This window comes from Oikeobacillus pervagus (assembly GCF_030813365.1).
In the GTDB taxonomy this organism is placed as follows: domain Bacteria; phylum Bacillota; class Bacilli; order Bacillales; family DSM-23947; genus Oikeobacillus; species Oikeobacillus pervagus.
The window spans coordinates 66,200-87,440 of record NZ_JAUSUC010000008.1 but is presented as its reverse complement, the minus strand read 5'-3'; the positions used below and the strand labels follow the sequence as shown (position 1 = coordinate 87,440).

Annotated in this window: 21 protein-coding genes, 1 other RNA gene and 1 other annotated feature; of the genes, 2 read left to right on the top strand and 20 right to left on the bottom strand. The window is 37.6% G+C overall.

Annotation, left to right across the window (positions count from 1 at the left end; all coding sequences use genetic code 11):
• Positions 1–18 precede the first annotated feature (18 nt).
• The 10 genes from J2S13_RS04950 to J2S13_RS04905 all read right to left on the bottom strand — a co-directional run bounded on the left by J2S13_RS04950 (position 19) and on the right by J2S13_RS04905 (position 8,966).
• On the bottom strand, positions 19–1,095 hold the full coding sequence (locus J2S13_RS04950; RefSeq protein WP_307256599.1) for an AI-2E family transporter: 1,077 nt from the start codon (positions 1,093–1,095) through the stop codon (positions 19–21).
• 152 nt (positions 1,096–1,247) lie between these two features.
• A complete protein-coding gene (locus tag J2S13_RS04945; RefSeq protein WP_307256598.1) occupies positions 1,248–1,379 on the bottom strand; it encodes a YrzQ family protein in 132 nt (43 codons plus the stop codon).
• Between the two features lie 18 nt (positions 1,380–1,397).
• The gene (locus J2S13_RS04940; RefSeq protein WP_307256597.1) at positions 1,398–1,586 is read right to left on the bottom strand and encodes a YrzR-like zinc ribbon domain; all 189 of its coding nucleotides are present in this window, start codon (positions 1,584–1,586) and stop codon (positions 1,398–1,400) included.
• On the bottom strand, positions 1,561–2,073 hold the full coding sequence (locus tag J2S13_RS04935; RefSeq protein ID WP_307256596.1) for a PRC-barrel domain-containing protein: 513 nt from the start codon (positions 2,071–2,073) through the stop codon (positions 1,561–1,563). The genes J2S13_RS04940 and J2S13_RS04935 overlap by 26 nt, the downstream gene beginning before the upstream one ends.
• A gap of 39 nt (positions 2,074–2,112) precedes the next feature.
• Positions 2,113–4,506 carry an SF1B family DNA helicase RecD2 gene (recD2, locus tag J2S13_RS04930; protein WP_307256595.1) on the bottom strand — a complete coding sequence of 798 codons (2,394 nt, stop codon included), beginning with the start codon at positions 4,504–4,506 and terminating at the stop codon, positions 2,113–2,115.
• Between the two features lie 25 nt (positions 4,507–4,531).
• Positions 4,532–5,203 (bottom strand): tetratricopeptide repeat protein, encoded by a 672-nt coding sequence (locus tag J2S13_RS04925; RefSeq protein ID WP_307256594.1) that lies wholly within the window; start codon positions 5,201–5,203, stop codon positions 4,532–4,534.
• Positions 5,204–5,506: 303 nt separating this feature from the next.
• Positions 5,507–6,625, bottom strand: a complete 1,119-nt coding sequence (gene mnmA / locus J2S13_RS04920; protein ID WP_307256593.1) for a tRNA 2-thiouridine(34) synthase MnmA — start codon at positions 6,623–6,625, stop codon at positions 5,507–5,509.
• A gap of 15 nt (positions 6,626–6,640) precedes the next feature.
• A complete protein-coding gene (locus J2S13_RS04915) occupies positions 6,641–7,783 on the bottom strand; it encodes a cysteine desulfurase family protein (protein WP_307256592.1) in 1,143 nt (380 codons plus the stop codon).
• A 98-nt stretch (positions 7,784–7,881) separates the two neighbouring features.
• Entirely contained in the window at positions 7,882–8,301 is a 420-nt protein-coding gene (gene cymR, locus J2S13_RS04910) for a cysteine metabolism transcriptional regulator CymR (protein WP_307256591.1), read from the bottom strand.
• Positions 8,298–8,966 carry a YczE/YyaS/YitT family protein gene (locus tag J2S13_RS04905; RefSeq protein WP_307256590.1) on the bottom strand — a complete coding sequence of 223 codons (669 nt, stop codon included), beginning with the start codon at positions 8,964–8,966 and terminating at the stop codon, positions 8,298–8,300. The genes cymR and J2S13_RS04905 overlap by 4 nt, the downstream gene beginning before the upstream one ends.
• A 277-nt stretch (positions 8,967–9,243) precedes the next feature.
• Here J2S13_RS04905 and J2S13_RS04900 point away from each other — a divergent pair, with 277 nt between their 5' ends.
• The gene (locus tag J2S13_RS04900; protein ID WP_307256615.1) at positions 9,244–10,524 is read left to right on the top strand and encodes a replication-associated recombination protein A; all 1,281 of its coding nucleotides are present in this window, start codon (positions 9,244–9,246) and stop codon (positions 10,522–10,524) included.
• A 261-nt stretch (positions 10,525–10,785) separates the two neighbouring features.
• On the opposite strand, the gene J2S13_RS04895 is transcribed toward J2S13_RS04900, so the two are convergent.
• From J2S13_RS04895 to J2S13_RS04850, 10 genes are all read right to left on the bottom strand, one after another.
• Positions 10,786–11,736, bottom strand: a complete 951-nt coding sequence (locus tag J2S13_RS04895) for an ABC transporter permease (RefSeq protein WP_307256589.1) — start codon at positions 11,734–11,736, stop codon at positions 10,786–10,788.
• Positions 11,729–12,655 carry an ABC transporter ATP-binding protein gene (locus J2S13_RS04890; protein WP_307256588.1) on the bottom strand — a complete coding sequence of 309 codons (927 nt, stop codon included), beginning with the start codon at positions 12,653–12,655 and terminating at the stop codon, positions 11,729–11,731. Before J2S13_RS04890 ends, J2S13_RS04895 begins: the two co-directional genes overlap by 8 nt.
• 12 nt (positions 12,656–12,667) lie before the next feature.
• A complete protein-coding gene (locus J2S13_RS04885) occupies positions 12,668–13,360 on the bottom strand; it encodes an ABC transporter ATP-binding protein (protein WP_307256587.1) in 693 nt (230 codons plus the stop codon).
• Positions 13,357–13,734, bottom strand: coding sequence for a GntR family transcriptional regulator (locus J2S13_RS04880; RefSeq protein ID WP_307256586.1), 378 nt, complete (start codon positions 13,732–13,734; stop codon positions 13,357–13,359). Before J2S13_RS04880 ends, J2S13_RS04885 begins: the two co-directional genes overlap by 4 nt.
• 3 nt (positions 13,735–13,737) lie before the next feature.
• Positions 13,738–14,514 (bottom strand): hypothetical protein, encoded by a 777-nt coding sequence (locus J2S13_RS04875; protein WP_307256585.1) that lies wholly within the window; start codon positions 14,512–14,514, stop codon positions 13,738–13,740.
• A gap of 237 nt (positions 14,515–14,751) precedes the next feature.
• Positions 14,752–15,513, bottom strand: coding sequence for a tRNA threonylcarbamoyladenosine dehydratase (locus J2S13_RS04870; protein ID WP_307256584.1), 762 nt, complete (start codon positions 15,511–15,513; stop codon positions 14,752–14,754).
• A gap of 205 nt (positions 15,514–15,718) precedes the next feature.
• Positions 15,719–15,904, bottom strand: a non-coding RNA gene (ssrS, locus tag J2S13_RS04865) — 6S RNA.
• Positions 15,905–15,967: 63 nt separating this feature from the next.
• Positions 15,968–17,743, bottom strand: a complete 1,776-nt coding sequence (gene aspS, locus J2S13_RS04860; RefSeq protein WP_307256583.1) for an aspartate--tRNA ligase — start codon at positions 17,741–17,743, stop codon at positions 15,968–15,970.
• Positions 17,743–19,020, bottom strand: coding sequence for a histidine--tRNA ligase (gene hisS, locus J2S13_RS04855; RefSeq protein ID WP_307256582.1), 1,278 nt, complete (start codon positions 19,018–19,020; stop codon positions 17,743–17,745). The genes aspS and hisS overlap by 1 nt, the downstream gene beginning before the upstream one ends.
• 87 nt (positions 19,021–19,107) lie before the next feature.
• Positions 19,108–19,335, bottom strand: a binding site (T-box leader).
• Positions 19,336–19,371: 36 nt separating this feature from the next.
• Positions 19,372–19,557 (bottom strand): RNA polymerase subunit sigma-70, encoded by a 186-nt coding sequence (locus J2S13_RS04850; protein ID WP_370873955.1) that lies wholly within the window; start codon positions 19,555–19,557, stop codon positions 19,372–19,374.
• A gap of 210 nt (positions 19,558–19,767) precedes the next feature.
• Between J2S13_RS04850 and J2S13_RS04845 the strand changes: the two genes are divergently transcribed.
• Positions 19,768–21,162 (top strand): N-acetylmuramoyl-L-alanine amidase family protein, encoded by a 1,395-nt coding sequence (locus tag J2S13_RS04845; RefSeq protein ID WP_307256581.1) that lies wholly within the window; start codon positions 19,768–19,770, stop codon positions 21,160–21,162.
• Positions 21,163–21,241: the final 79 nt, after the last annotated feature.

The window sequence follows — 21,241 nt, the reverse complement described above, 5'->3', positions numbered from 1 at the left end:
AAACTTCTGGGCATTTTGTCAATGAAGCTTAGGGGTTTTCATATAATGTGTACGAACATGAAGTAACGCTACTTTCATGACAGCTAATACCGGAACCGCGATAATTAACCCGATCACACCGCCGATTTCTCCACCAATAATTAATGCTCCCATAATAAATAAAGGATGCATATGGAGACTTTTCCCCACGATGTATGGGGATAAAATATTCCCTTCAACAAATTGAAGGATAAGGATAATAATGGCCACATACAAAACCATTTTCCCAGAAATAGTAGCCGCAATAATAATCGTTGGAATGGCACCAATAATTGGCCCGAAGTAAGGAATGATGTTCATAATGGCTTGAATGATTCCCAGTAAAACTGGATATTTCATATCAACAAACCAAAATAATAAGGTGGAGAGGACGCCAATAAAACAAGACACTAATATTTGACCACGAATATACCCTCCAAGGGATACATCTAAATCTTTCAAAAAACGTAACCCCTTCCGTCTCCAGCTTTTTGGGGTCAAATACCAGACTGTTTTCTTTACTTCATCCATATCTTTTAATAAATAAAAAGATATAAACGGAATCACTGCAAGTAAAAATAATACATTCACCATTTTCATTAATCCATTTACAAAAATAGAGATAAGTTCTGTTAGCCAATGTTCAAACGCCACAATGCGTTTTTCAATTTGATCTTTTAAACCATCCGGCCATGATGATGTTTCTTTTTGTAAGTGGAAGATCCAATGTTGATATTGTTCTGCTAATTGTGGAGCACTTTCAGAAAGTTCGCGTAATTGTTGAATAATTAAAGGAATCCCTTTATAAATTGCCACACCCGTTCCACCGAAGAAAAACAAATAAATAAGAAAAATTGCCAATCCCCGCTGCAACCCAGCTCGATACAATTTTTCCACAAAAGGGTGAAGCAAATAAGTAATAAATCCCCCAATAATAAAAGGCATAAGACCTACCATGATCACTTTTAATATGGGGACCCAAATCGGTTTAAGTAAATAAACAAAATATAAAAAGATACAAATAATAAGCAATAATCCAAATATATAGACCCATTTTAATGGAAAGGGAGATTTCATCGTTTCAACCCCAACTTTCAAGTAGCTTATAGTTTATTTTGGTAGTGATCTGGAGTTTTATACGTTTTTCCAAGAAGTTCGGTTCTAATCTTCCACTTCCCCTCTCTAAAAAATAAAGGAGATGCGACCATTATCGGCATCTCCTTTATAAATTAGAACATTTTTTGAATTTGTTTTGTCCATCTTCTCATTTGGCGCTTATTGATTTTATTTGAACGGTTCATCATGGTCACTGCAGCAATCCCTGCTCCAATGCCAATTAGTGAAGATATGGTTTTATTCATAGAAAAAACACCTCTTCCTTAACTTAGTTGACGTTCCTCATCACCAAATAAATCATCTAGCGAACTTAATGTCCCATCTTCCTCTACTTGATGGGTGTAAATCATTCCCTTAGAAACTGAAAGCTCGATAAAGCAACTCCAACAATAATATTGGTTAATCCCGATTTTCCCTAAATCTTTACTACTGCAATTTGGACATTTGAACATTCTGGCCACCTCGTATCCGATCTAACGCAACAATAATGGCATCTTCTCCAATAGTTGGAGGACAAACTGAGTGGAAAATTTTTTTCCCCTCTGTTAAATCTGAAAAGAAACCATCCGTCACTTTGTATGCTACGATTGTGCCCAAATGATCCAAAAAATATACATCCTCAAGTCTTCCTAGCACTTCCCCTTCTTCATTTAGCGTTAATTTTCCAAATAAAGAGGGTTTTTGAAAAAAGGTAAAATCTGATTCGGGAGCTTTCGCTTCTATTATCGCTTCTTTCTTACTCATAACACCATCTTTTCCAAAACTTAAGATTGCCTCAATGGGCAACAAACATTTTTTAGAAAGAAAGGATCGTTTTTTAAAAAGGATCGATTGAACAATCCCCTGGACAGAGATACAAAGATCACAAATATGACCAAGAACATTTCCTGAATAAAGGTCATAAACCGGTTGATCCTTAAGTGAAGTCAAAGTTCGCAAAAGACCTCCCCACCTTCCCGAACAATGATAGTATGTGAATTATTCTACGAAATCATAAGGTGTAACGTTTTCCATCCCAATCATCGGGTCGATCTTCATGAGTTTTTCTTCTGAAAGTGGGAGAGTTTCTTTATTTATTGGGTTTTCGGTTGAATTGATTTCAACTAACTTTTCGTATAAAGTGGTTCTTCTTACCAAATCATCGTTTCGTTCGATCCCCATACGGAATGCTTCCACTTCTCCTAATAAAATTAAAAACTTTTTGCTTCTTGTAATAGCCGTATAAAGTAAGTTTCGCCTTAGCATCCGATAATAATTCTTCACAACCGGAAGAATTACAATGGGAAATTCACTTCCTTGGGATTTATGAATCGAACAACAATATGCATGGGTGATTTGACTTAAATCTTGGCGAGTATAGGTTACTTCATTTCCCTCATATGAAACGATCAGTAAGTCTTGTTTATCTGTATTTTCCTTTGCATAAAAAACGGATACGATTTCTCCAATATCCCCATTAAATACATTCTGTTCGGGTTGATTCACTAGCTGCAAAACTTTATCCCCAATTCGATAATGGACATCCCCAAAGGAAAGTTGTTTTCGGGTCCCATCTGGATTTGGATTTAAAATTTCTTGTAAAATCTCATTTAATTTATTAATACCCGCCGGACCTCTATACATAGGTGCTAATACTTGTATATCTTTTGCAGAAAAACCTTTTCGATTGGCATTCTTGACTACTTGTTCAACCACATGAGCAATCTGGCTGACATGACAGGAAATAAAAGACCTGTCTTTCTGTTGAACGGTAAAATTTTTGGGAAGGTATCCTTTCTTTATATCATGTGCTAAATCAATAATCGAAGACCCTTCTTCTTGTCGATAAATATCGGTTAATCGAACGGTTGGAATCACATTTGAACGAAGTAAATCCTTCAATACTTGCCCAGGACCTACAGATGGTAGTTGGTCTTCATCCCCAACAAGAACGACTTGAATATGCTCAGGCAAAGCTTTAAACAATTGATGGGCAAGCCATGTATCAACCATGGACATTTCATCTATAATGAGCAGTTTTCCCTCAATGGTTCTGCTTTCCTGTTCTTCTTCCATATTTTCTTGGCCATTTAATCCCAGTAGGCGATGAATCGTCACAGCTGGAAGTTGGGTTGATTCAGCCATTCTTTTCGCTGCTCTCCCCGTTGGAGCAGCTAACAAAACTGGAAATGATTCATCTTTTTTATAATCATCCGGTGATAATGAACAACCATGTAGTTCAGCGTAAAGTTCGACAATTCCTTTGATAACAGTTGTTTTTCCTGTTCCCGGTCCGCCTGTTAAAATAAGCATCGGGGACATTAAAGCGGTTTGAATAGCCTTTTTTTGAGATGGGGCATATTGAACATTCAAACGTTCTTCTAAACTTCCCAATGCTAATAAAAACTCAGATTCCGGAAATTGGTCTGTATATTCTTTTTGCGCTAAAATGTCTTGAATATTTGACACCATTCCTTTTTCGGAGAAATAAAGAGAGGGCATATAGACCCGCTTTTCCTCGATGACGACCTTTCCTTCTTCTTCAAGCTTGATCATTTCATTCGAAATAGACGTAAATTCAATTTTTCCTTTTTTATTTTTTTCCAAAAGGATTTGAACACTTTTCAATAAATCTTCTGCATCTAGAAAAACATGGCCTTCTTGTAGACACTCTTGCTCTAATGTATAAAGACAGCCTGCCTTTATGCGGTCTGGATGGGCACCGCTAATTCCCATTAAATCCCCAAGTTCATCCGCACGGGAAAAGCCGATTCCCTCTACATCCTCGATAAGCCTGTACGGATTTTTTTGAATAATCTCAATAGCTTGATCCTGATACGCTTGATAAATTTTCATGGAAAGCTGAGGGCCAAAACCATAATGATTAAGTGCAATCATCACCTGCTCAAGCCCTTGGTGTTCCATGAGTGTTTCATATAATTGTCTAGCTTTCTCAGCTGGCAATCGAGGCACTTCATCTAGTACGGACGGGTTCTCAAGTATTTTTGAAATCGCTTTTTCACCAATGGTCTCCACAATGTTTTCAGCCGTTTTTTTTCCAATCCCTTTAAAAAGTTCACTAGATAAATAATTCACGACTCCTTGTTTCGTTTGCGGAATTTCCTTTTGATAATGATCCGCATGATATTGGATTCCAAATTTCGGATGTTCTTGAAATTCCCCATAAAAAATATACGTTTCCTGTTCGTACAGCTGGGGAAAATATCCGGTAATCACTGCCTCTTTTTCATCATAGGCTTCATTTGTATCTTGTATTCGCACCCGTAAAACGGTATAAAAATTTTGCTCATTGCGAAAAATCGTGACAATATGTCGACCTTTTACGTACTTTTTTTCTCCTTCTGATAAAGGAAGCACATTTTGTTTTTCCAAAGAGCGAACCCCCTTACAACGCGGTTCACGATTCAGCGTTTTCCGTCATTTTTTCTATCATTTTCAGTCCATATCCAGCTAGCAAATGATCCTTTTGAATATGTAAAGCCTTTTGGAAACAGACTTTTGCCTGATCACAATCTTCCAAATGACCCGCATAAGCTACACCCAAATTATAATAAGCGTCTGCATGCTGATCATCCAATTGAATGACTTGCTTGAATTGTTTGATGGCCTCCTCCAAAATTTGTGCATTCGCTAATGACAAACCATATTGAAATCGTGCTTCTATATCATCGCCATTTAGCTCAACCGCTCTCTGGAGATAAGGCAAAGCTAACGTATTTTGTTCTAACTGAACGAAACACATCCCAAGCATAAAGAATGCATCACTTTCCTGTAATCCTTTTTGAATCGACTTTTCAAAATATGAACGAGCCTTTTCAAATTGTTCTTGCTCATAGTAAAAAGTCCCTAAAGAATAATAAGCAGAAACAGCTTCTGGATCGATTTCAATCGCCTTTTCGAAAAACTTCACCGCCCTTTCTAGTTCTCCAACCGCGGTCAAGACATTCCCAAAGTTAATATAAGCCGCAGGATCATCAGGCTGCTCGTCAATTTGCTCTGTAAAAAGTTTTAAAGCCTCTTCCATTTTTCCTTCTTTTAAAAACTTAATACCACGTAAATTTTTATCCATAAAAACACCTCTTATTTATTGTAAAATTATATCATAGGCACAAAATAAGCCAATAGTAGTAGGTTTACTTATCCACTACTTAATTGGGGTCCTCTTGTTTTTACTTTTGCATACTTCCCCCATGGATTTTATTATTTCCCTAGATTTTTTGCTATACTTCTGAGAGGATTTGCGCTTGTTCTTTTGGTTTTTGAATATTTCCCACACATTTTTGCACAAAAACCATAAAAAAGCAGAAAAACTCCTTACGAATGTTCTTCATAAGAAGTTTTTGTAAACAACCGAAAGTAAACGTCTTGACCATTAGCCTACATAAGTAAGCTTTTCACCATTTTTAAATACTTGATCAATTGTTCCTCCACCTAAGCACTCTTCCCCGTTATAAAAAACAACGGCTTGTCCTGGTGTTACAGCTCGAACTGGTTCATGGAACACGACTTTTGCTGTCTGATTTTCCAAAAGTTGAACCGTTACATGATGGTCTTGTTGACGATAACGAAATTTCGCTGTGCACGTAAATTCAGATGGTTTTTGCTTTTCTGAAACCCAGCTAATATTCGTCGCTATGATGGAATCAGAATAAAGAGCTTCATGGTGAAACCCTTGACCTACAAATAGTACATTACGCTCTAAGTCTTTACCGATGACAAACCATGGGTCGCCGGAGCCACCAATACCAAGTCCATGGCGTTGACCAATTGTGTAATACATTAAGCCATCATGAATTCCCTTGACTTCCCCATCCATCGTTTCCATTTTTCCTTTTTGCGCTGGTAAGTAGTGACTCAAGAATTCTTTAAAGTTTCTCTCCCCAATAAAACAAATCCCTGTACTATCTTTTTTCGTTGCAGTAGCAAGGCCAACTTCACTGGCTATTTCCCGGACTCGTCTTTTTTCCATATCTCCTATTGGAAACATCACTTTTTCTAGTTGCTTTTGTGATAACTGATTGAGAAAATAAGTTTGATCCTTATTGTCATCAAGGCCACGAAGCATTTTTACTTCGTCATCTTTTCTTTCTACTCGGGCATAATGACCTGTCGCAAGGAAATCTGCGCCTAAGTTCATCGCATGGTCTAAAAACGCTTTAAATTTAATTTCTTTATTGCACATTACATCTGGGTTTGGTGTCCGACCTTTTTTATATTCATCAAGAAAATAAGTAAACACTTTATCCCAATATTGTTTTTCAAAGTTTACAGCATAATAGGGGATGCCGATTTGGTTACAAACACGGATCACATCATCATAATCCTCAGTGGCAGTGCATACTCCAGATTCATCTGTATCATCCCAGTTCTTCATAAAAACGCCGATGACATCATATCCTTGCTCTTTTAAAAGTAAAGCGGCGACAGAAGAATCCACGCCACCTGACATCCCTACAACGACGCGTGTATCCTTTGGTGACTTTTCTTTCATAGGATCATCCTCTTTCTAATACCTTAAACGATTGATAATAGAGGAAATCGTTTCTCCTACTTTTACGATTTCGTCTTCATGATTCGTCATTCCAAAACTAAAACGAATCGAATTCTGTAAACGTTCAGACTCTTTTCCAAACATGGCCACCAATACGTGGGATGGCTCAATAGATCCTGCTGTACATGCTGAACCACTTGAAACGGCGATGCCAGCTAGGTCTAAATTCACTAACATTGCTTCTACATCTGTTCCGGGAAAACTTAAATTTAAAACATGTGGTAAAGAGTTTTTAGCAGAACCATTGATGTGAAATTCAACCCCTTTTGATTTTAATACTTGCATGAGGCCTTGTTTGTATTCTGCATACTTTTTATTTCTTTCATCTATTGTTTGTTGTGCTATTTCTACAGCTTTAGCAAACGCCGCTATCGAAGCGATATTCTCGGTTCCTGCTCTTCTTTTTCTTTCCTGTTCTCCACCAAAGAATCTTTTTTCAAATTTGGCCCCTTCTTTCACAAACAAGAAGCCAATTCCCTTTGGACCATTTATTTTATGGGCAGAAACAGAAAGAAAATCCACGTGAAGTTTTCGAATGTCGATTTTTTCTACTCCGTAAGCTTGAACAGCATCCGTATGGAATAATGCTGAGTGATGTTGTAATAATTGTCCAATTTCAGCAATGGGTTGCAAACTCCCCACCTCATTATTCCCATACATAATCGATACTAAAATGGTGTCCTCCCTCAATGCACTTTTCACATCATCTACAGAAATAACCCCTTCTTCATTGACGGGTAAATAGGTAATGTCAAATCCTTCTTTTTCAAGGAATTCACATGTATGCAATACAGCATGATGTTCAATAGAGGAGGTAATAATATGTTTACCATTTGCTTTCAACGCACGGGCAGCTCCAATAATAGCTAAATTATCCGCTTCTGTTCCACCACTCGTAAAAATGATTTCATGGAATTTGGCACCTACACTAGCAGCAATGGTCGTTCTAGCTTGGTCGAGAATATGTCTCGATTCTCTCCCAAACGAATGAATGCTAGAGGGGTTCCCGTAATGATTTATTAAAACATCTCTCATTACCTCTACTACTTCTGGATGTACAGGAGTAGTCGCTGCGTGATCAAGGTAAATGCGTTGCATCCAATTTCCTCCTTAGATATTCGCTCTTTCTCAAAAAATGTTGGTTTAGAGACCTTGGAAGATTCTCGAAAAAAGCCTAATTTTATTCGTAATAAATATTAAATATAGAACATATAGGCATCAGATTCTCCATCATCTGTGTAACTTGCCATATCCTCTAATGTTGTATTATCTAATACATCTTTTACAGCATCGCGAATTCGAATCCATAATTCTCGTTTTGCTGGCTCTTCATCTTCAATCCCCTCAACAGGGCTAATCGGACCTTCTAGCACACGAATAATATCGCCTGCAGTGATCTTTGTTGGATCATTCCCTAATATATATCCCCCGTAAGCTCCACGGATACTCTTCACAAGACCCGCATTTCGTAAAGGAGCAATTAACTGTTCTAAATAATGTTCTGATAAATCATGCGACTGAGCAATCATTCTTAGGGAGGTTGGGCCTTCCCCGTGCCTCTTCGCCAATTCAATCATGATTGTTAATCCATAACGTCCCTTAGTTGATATTTTCATAAATTTACACCTCTATTATTTATTCCTTGTTTAGATCGTTCGAATTTTTTTAAAATGGTATCGGTTAACATTTGACATTGGGGAATCGATAAGCCTGAAACCGTCCCCATAAAAAAAGTAATCATAATTGTACCTATGTGAACAGGTCCTCCAAGTTGCCATCCGACAAACAAAACAACCACTTCCATTCCACGACGAACATGGGCAATTTTCCAACCTGTTTTTTGGATAACAGCCAACATAAAGCTATCCCGAGGTCCTGCTCCCATTTGGGCAGAAATATATAGTCCCATACCATAACCCGTAATGATTATACCAAATACGAACATGATACACTTTAAAAATAAACTTTCTGGTGTTGCTAAAAATGAGAAACTTAAATACATATCAATAAACATACCGACTAATACCATATTTAAGTAAGCACCGAACTTAGGCCATTCTTGCATGAGAATCGAAGCGGATATAAGAACACAAAATCCAACAATAATGGACCACGTTCCTACTGTTAAACCAATTTGTTGAAATAACCCAACATGCAATACATCCCATGGCATCGCGCCTAAATCGGCACGTATAAGCATGACGATGCCGAGTGACATGATTAATAAACCTAGCATGAAAATGATGAGCCTTGCCAATACATTCCCTTTTCTTTTGTTCATGACCCATCTCCTTATGCGTTTTCTTTAGCGTACTGATCGCAAAAGTCGGGATAGTAGAAATCCTATTTTCCTAAAGTGAAGAGAAAACAACTTCAATTCATCAAGTTTTAACAATAATGATTGCTTTTGTCATTATAGCAATTTACAAGGGAACTTTCCATATTCGTAATTGGAGGAAATTGATTTTGTCCCGTCTACGACCCTCTAGACTCTTTTCTTTGACCTTCCTCCCCTGTATGATAAATTAAAAATAAGAGAGTAATAAAGAGGAAGGAAAATAAAAATGAAGCCATTAGCTTTTAGAATGCGACCAAAAACAATTGATGAAATCGTTGGACAACAACATCTCGTCGGCGAAGGAAAAATAATTCGGAGAATGGTAGAAACGAAACAGCTATCCTCTATGATTTTATACGGGCCACCTGGGATTGGGAAAACTTCTATTGCTAGTGCGATTGCTGGGAGTACGAAATATGCCTTTCGTACTCTTAATGCTGTAACAAGCAATAAAAAGGATATGGCAATCATCGCTGAAGAGGCAAAGATGTCAGGAAAAGTAATTCTACTTCTTGATGAAGTCCACCGTCTCGACAAAGGAAAACAAGATTACTTACTGCCTTTTTTGGAAAATGGCATGATCACTCTCATTGGGGCCACAACGAGTAATCCTTACCATGCGATCAATCCCGCCATTCGTAGTCGTTGTCAAATTTTTGAATTATATCCCCTTTCAGCGGAGGAAATTACGTTCACTTTACAAAGGGCACTGTATGATGACGAAAACGGGTTAGGGGAATATGATGTGCAAATTAATGAGGATGCACTCCACCATTTTGCTGAAGCGAGTTTCGGGGATGTTCGCAGTTCCTTAAATGCTCTAGAATTAGCTGTCCTATCAACTAAGCCTAATGATGAAGGCGTCATCTGTATTTCTATGGAAGTGGCAGAGGAATGCTTACAGAAGAAAAGCTTTTTCATTGATAAAGATGGAGATGGGCATTATGACGTACTAAGCGCCTTTCAAAAGTCCATTAGAGGGAGCGATGTGAATGCCGCCCTTCATTATTTAGCGAGACTCATTGAAGCGGAAGACTTGCCAAGTATCACACGCCGACTCCTTGTGATCGCATATGAGGACATCGGATTAGCTAGTCCTCAAGCTGGGCCGAGAGCGCTTGCCGCTATTCAAACGGCAGAAAAGATTGGCTTCCCTGAAGCACGGATCCCACTTGCGGCTGTTGTGATTGAATTATGCTTGTCTCCAAAATCAAATTCAGCTTATAAAGCAATTGATGCTGCTATCGCGGACCTTCGCATTGGAAAAACGGGGGAAGTTCCAAAACATTTAAAGGATTCACATTATAAGGGAGCAAAGGAAATGGGAAGAGGAATCGAGTACAAATACCCCCATCATTATGATTCAGGTTGGGTAAAACAACAATATCTTCCAGATCGAATCAAGCATGCTACTTACTATCATCCGAAAAAAACAGGGAAATTTGAAACAGCCCTTTCAACTGTATATGAAAATATCCAAAAGCAGGCAAAAGATTTATAAAAAATGAAAGGGTCTGTCTCAAAAGGAATTAACCTCTTTACGGGAGACAGACCCTAAAAAATGATCCTAGCTGAATGGGTGAAAAACATCCACCTCAAAATGGTGAAAAATCAAAGATGCTAGTGAAGAATAACTGCTCCTATGGGTCAAACAGCGGAAAGGATGTGACTTTCCAGTCGAACCATAGAGATTGGTTCTTTAGCGTGGCAAGTTCAACTAGCATTCAGTCGGTATGAAGCCCCCACTGAATGGAGTTTCACTTTATGCCGCGACATCACGCTTATTAAAGAAAAAGAAGGTAATGAATTGAAATAGAACAAAATAAATAATCAACATCGTAACAGAAAAGGCTGGTGTCATTCCTTCAATTAATACTGTGCCATTTTCATATTGCATTAAATCTGTATTCGCAAATAAAATGTATTTCGCCCAATCAAATTTAGTTGAAATTAAATACGTGACCGTTCCCCCAGTAAACAACAAGAAAAGAGAAATCCCAATTGCCAAGGAACTATTTCGGAAGACAGAAGAAATTAAAAAGGCTAGGGTTGACAGCATAAAAATACCGATCGAATTCAATAAATAGAATTTGATTAAATGTAAAAACATACTTTGTTCTACAACTTCCCCATCAATATAAGCTAAATACGTATTTTCTCCGCCAGTTCCAAATAAAATCGCCCCTAAAATAAACGATAAACTGAACATTAAAGCTAGCATCGTGACACCAAAAAGCATAACCGTAATATATTTCGAGATTAAGATTTTAGAACGGCTAATCGGACGAATCAGGAGTAATTTCACTGTTCCCCACGTAAATTCACTTGCGACAATTCCTGCAGCGATCACGATGACAAACAACCCAACAATTTGAATTAAATCAGAAGCATTCATTGTGAAAGACCAAACTGATTCTTTTGAATATGGTGTAAGATTATGCTCGATCCGGTATTCATTAATCGCTACTTCCTTCTCTAAATACTGCTTATAAGATTTACTTATGTCGCCATTCTCTAATTGCTTTTTATGGTTCACATTTTCCTGAGTTAGTTCCTTTTTCCAATCGCCTTGATCATCTCCAGTATTTTTCACCTCATTATACTTCGATAAACTAGCTAAACCACCAACCATTAAGACAAGTAACCCAATCATCACATAGGTACCTGGTCGTTTAAAGATCTTGATCCATTCATTGATTATTAATTTAAACATGGACTAACCCTCTCTCCTTATCCGTTATTTCTAGGAATCTATCTTCTAAAGATTTAGTTACTGATTTTACTTCATAAACTCGAACCCCTTCTTGAATGAATAGTGATAGAATGTCTGGTATATATTGCTTCGAGCATTCCACAACGAGATGCTGATCGACGATTTTCTCATGAAATTGGGAAAACGATTGTTTTAACGCTTTTGCCGCTACATGAATGTCATCTACCTCAAAAGAATAAGTTTCCTCATTCCCGTTCACAAATTCATTCACCATTTGTACATCGATTAATTTCCCGTTTTGAATGATTCCGATTCTGTCACACATCATTTCCATTTCTGATAGTAGGTGACTGGACACAATGACAGCCATGCCTTTTTTTTCTGCAAGCATTCGAATATGATCCCTAATTTCGCGAATTCCTGCTGGATCTAATCCATTCGTCGGCTCATCCAAAATGAGTACTTGGGGATCATGCAAAAGGGATTGTGCTAATCCTAATCTCTGTCTCATTCCAAGTGAATAGGTCTTGACTTTATCATGAATACGTTCAGTCAGCCCAACTAATTTCACCACTTCATCTATTTTTTTCTTAGAAATATTTCCATTCATTCGAGCAAACTGTTTCAAATTCTCATAACCAGATAAAAATTTATACATTTCCGGGTTCTCTACAATAGCCCCAATTTGACGAACGGCTTTTTCGAAATCTTTCCGAATACTATACCCACAAATCGTAATATCTCCCTCAGTCATCCCCATAAGTCCAACAATCATTCGTATAGTCGTTGTTTTCCCTGCACCATTCGGCCCTAAAAAGCCAAATACTTCTCCCTTCTGAATATCAAATGTAAGGGAATCAATAATTTTTTTCCCCTTAATAACTTTCGAAATATTCTTAATCTGTACACATGTTTCCATTTCATTTCACTCCTATTGATAAGATTGACTTTTCAACCACTGCAAGACCGATAAACCTTGTTCTTCTCTTAAGACTTCCACATCACAATGATTGAGAATTTGACCGTTATTTATAATAAAAGCTTCCTCAAGAATAGGTTCAATTTCATCAACTTCATGTGTCGCAATGATCACCGTTTGTTCACCGAAATCAACGAAGGATACAAGCCCTTTGACAATCGATTCTCGAACCATTGGATCAAGACCTGAGAATGGCTCATCTAATAACACGATCGGAACTTTTCTTGACAAAGTAAGAACGAGCTTTAATCGTCCACGTTGTCCTTTCGAAAGTGATTTTATTTTTTGGTTCGGTTGTAATTTCATAAAACTTAATAATTCTTTCGCTTTCTCTGTTTGAAAATCAGAAAATCGTGAGGTAAAAAACTCAATCATTTGTTTGATTGTAAAGTTTTTATAGAGCATTTCTCCATCTGCTAAATAGGCAATATCTGAAGCGATTTTTCTTGTGACTTCTTTGTTATTCACGGAAATTTGACCACTTGTTGGATGAATCAATCCTGCAATCATCTTTAAAGTGGTGGATTTGCCACTCCCATTCGGACCTAATAATCCATAAATCCTTCCCTTGTAAAAGGTGGCTGTAATTCCATCCACAGCCCGGTGTGAGCCATATTTCTTCACGATATTTTTTAGATGTATCATTTTCTATCCCCACCTTCTTGCAAAAACACGGTTAACTCCTCGATCATTTCATCACTATTGACACCAACTTCTCTCATATTCCTAACAAAAGACTCGATCATTTCCTTTTGGAGTTGTTTTCGTATGATCAATTTCATTTCACTATCTTCTGTTAAAAATGTCCCTTGACCGCGTCTTGACTCAACAATCCCCATTTGCTCCAACTCCCTATACGTTCTTTGAATCGTATTCGGATTCACTCCCGATTGAATCGCCATCTCCCTCACAGATGGTAATTTTTCTCCAACAGAAAGCTCTCCGCGAACAAACTGATACATAATGCGATCCGCAATTTGGATATAAATGGGTTTTGATGCTTTGAATTCTTCTGTCATCATTTACACCTCAACTTTACGATCTAAGAGCTTGCTAGCGAGATAAAAGAGTAGCACGATAAATCCAATTGAGATAAAAAGGTCAATCATCGGAATTTCTAATCGTCCTTCTAAGTAATTCGTTCCCCTAGTAAATCCAATATTGTAATCCATTTTGACATCTATTACCCAATAGTGAAGTAGATTTTGAACTACATCGAGTTGATTGATTTTTTCCACAACATATTGAAATAGAATATATCCACTGAGGATGATGAACCATCGCATTTTCTTCATCCAAGGAAATTGGGTTAACGAATGGTATACCGTCCATAAAAAGAGGCACCAACAAGAAAAATAGATTCCAGCGAATATGAGAGTTCCATTCAAGAAAAATCCTTCACGATAAGGAATTACATTTCCTGGTATATCCAAATATTGAATTGAAAAAAATTTCATATGCACTAGTGCAATTACATCAATTATGAATAAGGAAACGAGAAAATAGATAAGAGACACTAATAACTTAGACAATAATAAGGTGATACTACTGGATGTACTGTGAAGCCAATATTGGCTTTTTTCTTCTTCCCGGAGCAATATATATAAAAACCCTGGGAGCAATACGACATGGGTGAAATAGATGAAAGCGATCACACCAAGGAGTAAAGGCATTGAATCATTATAATTAGCTAAAGCAACGCCCATCATGAATAGGATGAATAGTATAATCATCCATGTAAAAAATGCCCCACGTAAAAGCAAAAAATCCTTTCTTACTAACCCCTGGAATTTTCCCATTCCAATCCCTCCACGTATTACTGTACTATTTATCTAATACACTAACTGTGCTATACTCATAGTACACTGTGACAAATGGATAAGTCAATACTATTTTTTCATTTTTTTACAAAAAGGCTTTTCCATTAGTTCACAAAGCCCTTATAGTGAAACTTCATTCAATTAATGTTTTAAAGATGGAAAAAAGAAGGAAGTCCTTAAGCATCAATTTGTGCTTCTAGGACTTCCTTTTTTTCATCAGCTATTTACCCGTTGGATCGAAATATCTTTTAACAATTGATTGGCCACATAGCTTCCCATAATTAATCCACATACAGACGGAACGAAAGCATTAGAGGATGGTGGCATTTTGGCTTTTCGAATATCCGCCTCTTCGTTTCCTACTACCTTCCTCACATCTTCACGAATAACGATGGGGCTTTCATCGGAGAACACAACAGGTATTCCCTTCCGAATTCCCTCTTTCCGAAGTCGCGTTCTGATGACCTTTGCAATTGGATCTGTATGTGTTTTTGAAATATCAGCAATTTTGAATCGAGTAGGATCTGTTTTGTTCGCTGCCCCCATGCTTGAGATAATCGGAATATTTCGTCGCAAACATTCTTTCATCAAATGAATTTTATAAGCTATGGTATCAGAAGCATCAATCACAAAGTCAAGGCCATAGCTAAAAAACTGCTCATAGGTTTCTTCTGTATAGAACATTTTCAATGCGATTACTTCACATTCTGGGTTGATATCTTTAATTCTTTCTTTCATGATCTCTACTTTTGGTTGCCCGATTGTGGATAATAGAGCAGGCAACTGACGATTGATATTCGTGATATCCACTGTATCTTTATCAACAAGGATTAATCGACCTACACCTGAACGGGCTAATGATTCAACGGAGAAAGAACCGACTCCTCCTACCCCAAGAATGGCTACTGTACTATTCTTTAATATATTTAATCCTTCTTTTCCTATCGCTAACTCATTTCGAGAAAATTGGTGAAGCATTGATCATCACTCCATGTCTAGTCTAGTAAAGGTATTATTTCCGATAGGATTAATCATAACGTAAAAAGAATGACGGTTTCAATAAAAAATTCTTGTTTTTATGATGTTCTTCTTTCAAAAACAAAAGCTACTGTCTACTACTTTTCGTATTTAATAAATAAACCACTGATTCACATAACAGTGGTAAAAAAGGCAAAAAAAAGCGACGGGTCCCAATCGTGCCGTCACATGGATCTAAATGTTTTGAACCTGCTCCCTGCAGGTGGGTGTTCTATTCTAAGTTTAGTAAGTCCTCGTATAAGGCATTTACGCTACTTAAAAACTCCGAACTCCCGGATTAAGAAATGTTAGGTCAAAACAGATAGTAAAAGAACGTACACATCAGGACTCGTCTTTTCTTGAGATTATTTTATCACAGAGAAATAATGTTTTCAACGAATTTCAAGAAGGAATTTTAGTCAAATTTTTTAACATGAAGTGACAAACTTAATTCTCTTAATTGATCAAAACTTACTTCCCCTGGTGCATCAGTTAATAAGCAACTTGCACTTGCTGTTTTCGGGAATGCGATCGTATCCCGTAAATTTGAACGACCTGCTAACAGCATCACCATACGATCTAAACCAAGAGCAATTCCCCCATGTGGTGGTGTTCCATATTCAAATGCCTCCAGTAAAAAGCCAAACTGTTCTTTCGCTTCTTCTCCTGTAAATCCAAGAGCTTTGAACATTTTTTCTTGGATATCTCGTTCAAAAATACGAAGTGAACCTCCACCTAGTTCATATCCATTTAGTACAATATCATAAGCCTGAGCTCTTACTTTTCCTGGCTCTTCCTCAAAGAGATCAAGATCTTCTCTCACAGGCATTGTAAATGGATGATGTGCTGCATGGTAACGTCTTTCATTTTCGTCATATTCAAGAAGTGGCCAATCTGTTACCCATAAGAAATTAAATAGGCTTTCATCAATTAGGCCTAATTCTTTTCCTAATTTCAGGCGAAGAGCCCCTAATGCATCCGCAACGACGGATTTTTGATCGGCAACAAATAATAATAAATCCCCTTCAGTTGCTTCAGCCGCATGTGTAATTTGCGCTTGTTCCTCTTCATTAAAGAATTTAGAAATCGGACCTTTCAATCCATCTGCTTCTACCTTAAACCAAGCTAATCCTTTCGCACCATACCTTGCGACAAACTCTGTTAAACCGTCAATATCTTTACGTGAGTATTTTTCTGAAGCTTGCTTTGCATTAATAAGCTTAACTTGTCCACCTGTCGCAACAGCACTCGCAAACACTTTAAAACCTGAATCTTTCACCACTTCAGAAACATCTACTAGTTCCATGGCAAAGCGTGTATCTGGTTTATCTGAGCCGAATCGTGCCATTGCCTCATTATACGACATTCTTGGGAAAGAATCTTGAATATCGAGTCCTTTTACTTCTTTCATTACGCGTTTAAGCATTTTTTCTGCCATATTCATAATATCTTCTTGGCTCATGAAGCTTGTCTCAATATCAACTTGCGTAAATTCTGGTTGACGGTCTGCACGCAAATCCTCATCACGGAAGCAACGGGCAATTTGATAATAACGGTCAAATCCTGAAACCATTAATAATTGCTTAAAAAGTTGTGGAGATTGTGGTAAAGCATAAAATTCCCCTTCATGGACACGACTTGGAACTAAATAATCTCGCGCTCCTTCAGGCGTACTTTTCGTTAAAATAGGCGTTTCCACATCAATAAAGCCTTCTTCATCTAAGTATTGACGAATAGACTTTGTAACATTGTGACGCATTTTAAATGTTTCAAACATAACAGGTCTTCTTAAATCCATATAACGATATTTTAAACGAATATCTTCAGAGACCTCTGTTTGGTCTTCAATGACAAATGGTGGTGTTTTCGCTTCGTTAATAATCGTCAATTCTTGTGCCTGTACTTCAATTTTCCCTGTTGCAATATTTTCGTTTACTGTGCTTTCATCCCGCTTTACGACTTTCCCTTTAATATCTAATACATACTCATTTCTGACCTTATCTGCGATTTCTAAAGCCTCTTTAGATGATTCTGGGCTAAACACGACTTGGACAATTCCTGAGCGATCACGTAAATCAATAAAAATTAACCCACCAAGGTCTCTTCTTCTTTGCACCCATCCCTTAAGTATGACAACTTCTCCAATTTGATTTTCTGTTATTTCTCCACAATAATACGATCTACCAAACATTATTTTCCCTCCACGATCTGACAAAATTCTTCTATAAATTGATTAAGAGAAAGCTCTTTCTGTTCTCCACTTTCCATATTTTTAAGATTGATGATTTGAGAGTTTAGCTCATCTTCCCCTAATATCGCCACAAAACGGGCTTGTAAGCGATCCGCTGCTTTCATTTGGGCCTTCATTTTACGTTGTTGATAATCACGTTCCGCACTGAAACCAGCTTCTCTTAAATCTTGGAGTAATTTCACCGTATAATCTGCGGCTTTATCTCCTAAAGATACGATATAACAATCTATTCCTTTACTGATGGGTAATTCAACCCCTTCAGCTTCTAAAGCTGAAAGCAAGCGTTCAATACTAAAGGCAAATCCAATTCCCGGAATTTCCGGACCGCCCATTTGTTTCACTAAACCGTGATAACGACCGCCACCACATAAGGTCGTTATCGCCCCAAACCCTTCGGCATTACTCATGATTTCAAATGCAGTATGGTTGTAATAATCAAGACCTCTAACAAGTGTTGGATCCACCACAAACTCAATATTTAAAAGTTGTAGATAATGTTTGACCTTTTCAAAGTACTGGCGAGAAGATTCATTTAAATATTGTAAAATCGATGGAGCAGAATTCATTAATTCATGATCACGATCTTTTTTACAATCTAAAATACGAAGTGGATTCTTTTCCAAACGATTTTGGCAGTCCGAACAAAATTCATCAATTCTAGGTTGGAAATGTTGGATTAACGCTTCTCGGTGAGCGATGCGGCTTTCCTGATCCCCAAGTGAATTGATGACTAATTGGATGTTTTTCAATCCTACTTTTCGATAAATGGACATCACTAATGAAATAACCTCTGCATCTATGGCCGGATCTTCACTGCCGATCGCTTCAACGCCAAATTGAACAAATTGGCGATAACGGCCTGATTGAGGTCTTTCATAACGGAACATAGGTCCTGAATAAAAAAGTTTCACTGGCTGATTCGGGTCGCCATACATTTTATTCTCTACAAAGGACCGAACAACTGCTGCAGTCCCCTCAGGACGTAATGTTAAACTGCGATCTCCTTTGTCCGTAAAGGTGTACATTTCTTTTTGGACGATGTCGGTTGTATCCCCAACCCCTCTTTCAAACAATTCGGTATGTTCAAAAATGGGGGTGCGGATCCCCTTGTATTGGAATTTATCACATATCTCTTCCGCTATCCGTTCTATGTATTGCCATTTTTCTACCTCACCCGGTAATATATCTTGTGTACCGCGAGGAATTTTCACAGCCATGATTTTGCCTCCTTCTTCAGTAAAAATCATTCAAATGAAAAGGAATGTACCCGATACAAAATAAAAAACTCCCGTCCCCTGAAAATATCAAGGGACGGGAGTTGAATCCCGTGGTACCACCCTAGTTGAAGTTTGATAACTTCCACTCGTTCAGTTAACGCCTGTAACGTTCTCACCTACTAAATAGACACATCTTTCAGCAAGAAACCTAAGGAGTGTTCTTTCATTAAGCAGCGATGAGAAATGTTTTCAGCCCCAAGACATTTCCTCTCTATGCATCCGTTCTTAACTACTTTTCTCCCTCAACGGTTTTGAATTCAATAAGCTATAATCTATAGTATATGAAATATTTCACGAACGTTCAAGTTTCTTTTTTAACAATTGTACCTCTCTTAACGATAATCCAAATTCTGAAGCTAATTCGATTGAATTGGACTCTTGCTCCTTCTGGATAAAATGATGAAAATCAACCCCAAATATTTGGTTCTCACCATTTGAACTCATCAAACTTTTTTCATTTGCGCGCACTTTCGTCATCCCACCTTTCTTCTCTTATGTATCTTTTCCAATTTAGAAAAAAACTTACACAAAGAAAGGATTTTTTACTTTTTGAAACGAATGGAGTAAAAAAGAGAAAAATTTGGAGGGGGTTGAATTATCATTAAACGATTTCTCATCTTGGTGGTTATTGCTTTTTTTCTTGTCCCTTTACTAATGAAGGGGAATGTCGTTAGAGCAAAATCAAACATGTTGATTGTCACAACGTCTAAGTCTAATGTTCGAGAAGGTCCTGGTTTATCCTTCCCGATCATTGGGAAAGTTCAAAAGGGAGAGCTATTTTCCTCAACTCAAATGGAAAATAAATGGTATCAAATCGAACACCCTAGTGGAAAAAAGGGGTGGATAGCAGGCTGGTTAGTAGAGGAAAGGAATCCAAACGAAAAGAAAGGAAGGATCACGGTAGATGGGTTACGACTCAGGAATGGTCCAAGTGAAACCGATGGTGTACTAGAAACTTTACCTAAAGGTATCGAAGTGAACATATTAGGGCAAAAAAGGGAGTGGTTGAAAGTAGAAACTCCGTATGGGTCAGGATGGATTCACCAGGACTATGTAAATATCGAAAAAAAATCATCCCCTAAAGAAATCAAATTACAAAAACCACCGAGCAAAATAGGTGTGATTATCGGCGATCAACTAAATGTACGGGAAGAGCCCAGCCTATCTTCTAATATCAAGAACCAATTAAAAATTGGTGATGAAGTTCAAATATTAGGGCTATACAATGAATGGGTTCGGATTAAAACAGAGCAAGAATCTGGGTGGATTCATCAATCATTCGTTAAATTTGAAAATAACAGGAAAGATTCATCTACCCCTCAAGAGGAAGTCGTAATTTTATACAATGGCACCAAAATTCGAGAAAAGGCCACAACGAAATCTTCCATCCTCGCTTTTGTCCAACAAGGAGATCGGTATACCGTTCTTTCCAAAGAAGGCGACTGGTTTAAAATTTCTCTTCCCTACCAACAGGAGGGGTATATAGCGAGTTGGGTCGTTTCGTACAAAACGGTCCAAAAGAAAAAACAGGCTCGAAAAGGAGGGCTGAAAGGAAAAACCATTATCCTTGATCCAGGACATGGCGGCGAGGATCGAGGCACAACAGGAGTGAAAGGAACATTCGAAAAATTCCTAACTTTAAGAACAGCTGAACAATTATATCAAAAGTTACAAAAAGCGGGGGCTAATGTCATTTTAACGAGAGATCATGATTCAAATGTATCATTACCACTTCGAGTGGCGATTGCGAAAATTTATGATGCCGATGCATTTATTAGTATTCATTATGATAGTATAAAAGATCCAACAATCAACGGCTTTACTACCTATTATTATCATAATGATGATCGAGAGCTAGCCAAACAGATCCATAAAGGGTTGAAGCAATCGATTTCCCTATCCGATCGAGGGGTTCATTTTGGAAATTATCATGTCTTAAGACAAAACCCACAACCTTCCATTTTATTAGAATTGGGATTTTTAAGTAATAAAAAAGAGGAACAGAAGATTATTACAAATCCATATCAGGAAGTCACTACGAATGGAATATATAATGGCTTACGTTCTTATTTTTCTAAATAAGCTAAAAATATTCAATGGATTTTTTCTGTTTGTTATAGCGGAATAATAAGAAGAGCTGTTCCCGAAAAATGTTATCACA

Coding starts and splice junctions, on each gene's coding strand:
- J2S13_RS04945 (WP_307256598.1), bottom strand. CDS start 1,379: ATGAATAAAACCATATCTTCACTAATTGGCATTGGAGCAGGGATTGCT.
- J2S13_RS04880 (WP_307256586.1), bottom strand. CDS start 13,734: ATGACAGAAGAATTCAAAGCATCAAAACCCATTTATATCCAAATTGCG.
- J2S13_RS04940 (WP_307256597.1), bottom strand. CDS start 1,586: ATGTTCAAATGTCCAAATTGCAGTAGTAAAGATTTAGGGAAAATCGGG.
- hisS (WP_307256582.1), bottom strand. CDS start 19,020: ATGGCTGTGAAAATTCCTCGCGGTACACAAGATATATTACCGGGTGAG.
- J2S13_RS04870 (WP_307256584.1), bottom strand. CDS start 15,513: ATGCTTCACCAATTTTCTCGAAATGAGTTAGCGATAGGAAAAGAAGGA.
- mnmA (WP_307256593.1), bottom strand. CDS start 6,625: ATGAAAGAAAAGTCACCAAAGGATACACGCGTCGTTGTAGGGATGTCA.
- J2S13_RS04850 (WP_370873955.1), bottom strand. CDS start 19,557: ATGACGAAAGTGCGCGCAAATGAAAAAAGTTTGATGAGTTCAAATGGT.
- J2S13_RS04950 (WP_307256599.1), bottom strand. CDS start 1,095: ATGAAATCTCCCTTTCCATTAAAATGGGTCTATATATTTGGATTATTG.
- J2S13_RS04925 (WP_307256594.1), bottom strand. CDS start 5,203: ATGGATAAAAATTTACGTGGTATTAAGTTTTTAAAAGAAGGAAAAATG.
- J2S13_RS04890 (WP_307256588.1), bottom strand. CDS start 12,655: ATGGAAACATGTGTACAGATTAAGAATATTTCGAAAGTTATTAAGGGG.
- J2S13_RS04845 (WP_307256581.1), top strand. CDS start 19,768: ATGTTGATTGTCACAACGTCTAAGTCTAATGTTCGAGAAGGTCCTGGT.
- J2S13_RS04905 (WP_307256590.1), bottom strand. CDS start 8,966: ATGAACAAAAGAAAAGGGAATGTATTGGCAAGGCTCATCATTTTCATG.
- J2S13_RS04915 (WP_307256592.1), bottom strand. CDS start 7,783: ATGCAACGCATTTACCTTGATCACGCAGCGACTACTCCTGTACATCCA.
- aspS (WP_307256583.1), bottom strand. CDS start 17,743: ATGTTTGGTAGATCGTATTATTGTGGAGAAATAACAGAAAATCAAATT.
- J2S13_RS04885 (WP_307256587.1), bottom strand. CDS start 13,360: ATGATACATCTAAAAAATATCGTGAAGAAATATGGCTCACACCGGGCT.
- cymR (WP_307256591.1), bottom strand. CDS start 8,301: ATGAAAATATCAACTAAGGGACGTTATGGATTAACAATCATGATTGAA.
- J2S13_RS04875 (WP_307256585.1), bottom strand. CDS start 14,514: ATGGGAAAATTCCAGGGGTTAGTAAGAAAGGATTTTTTGCTTTTACGT.
- J2S13_RS04895 (WP_307256589.1), bottom strand. CDS start 11,736: ATGTTTAAATTAATAATCAATGAATGGATCAAGATCTTTAAACGACCA.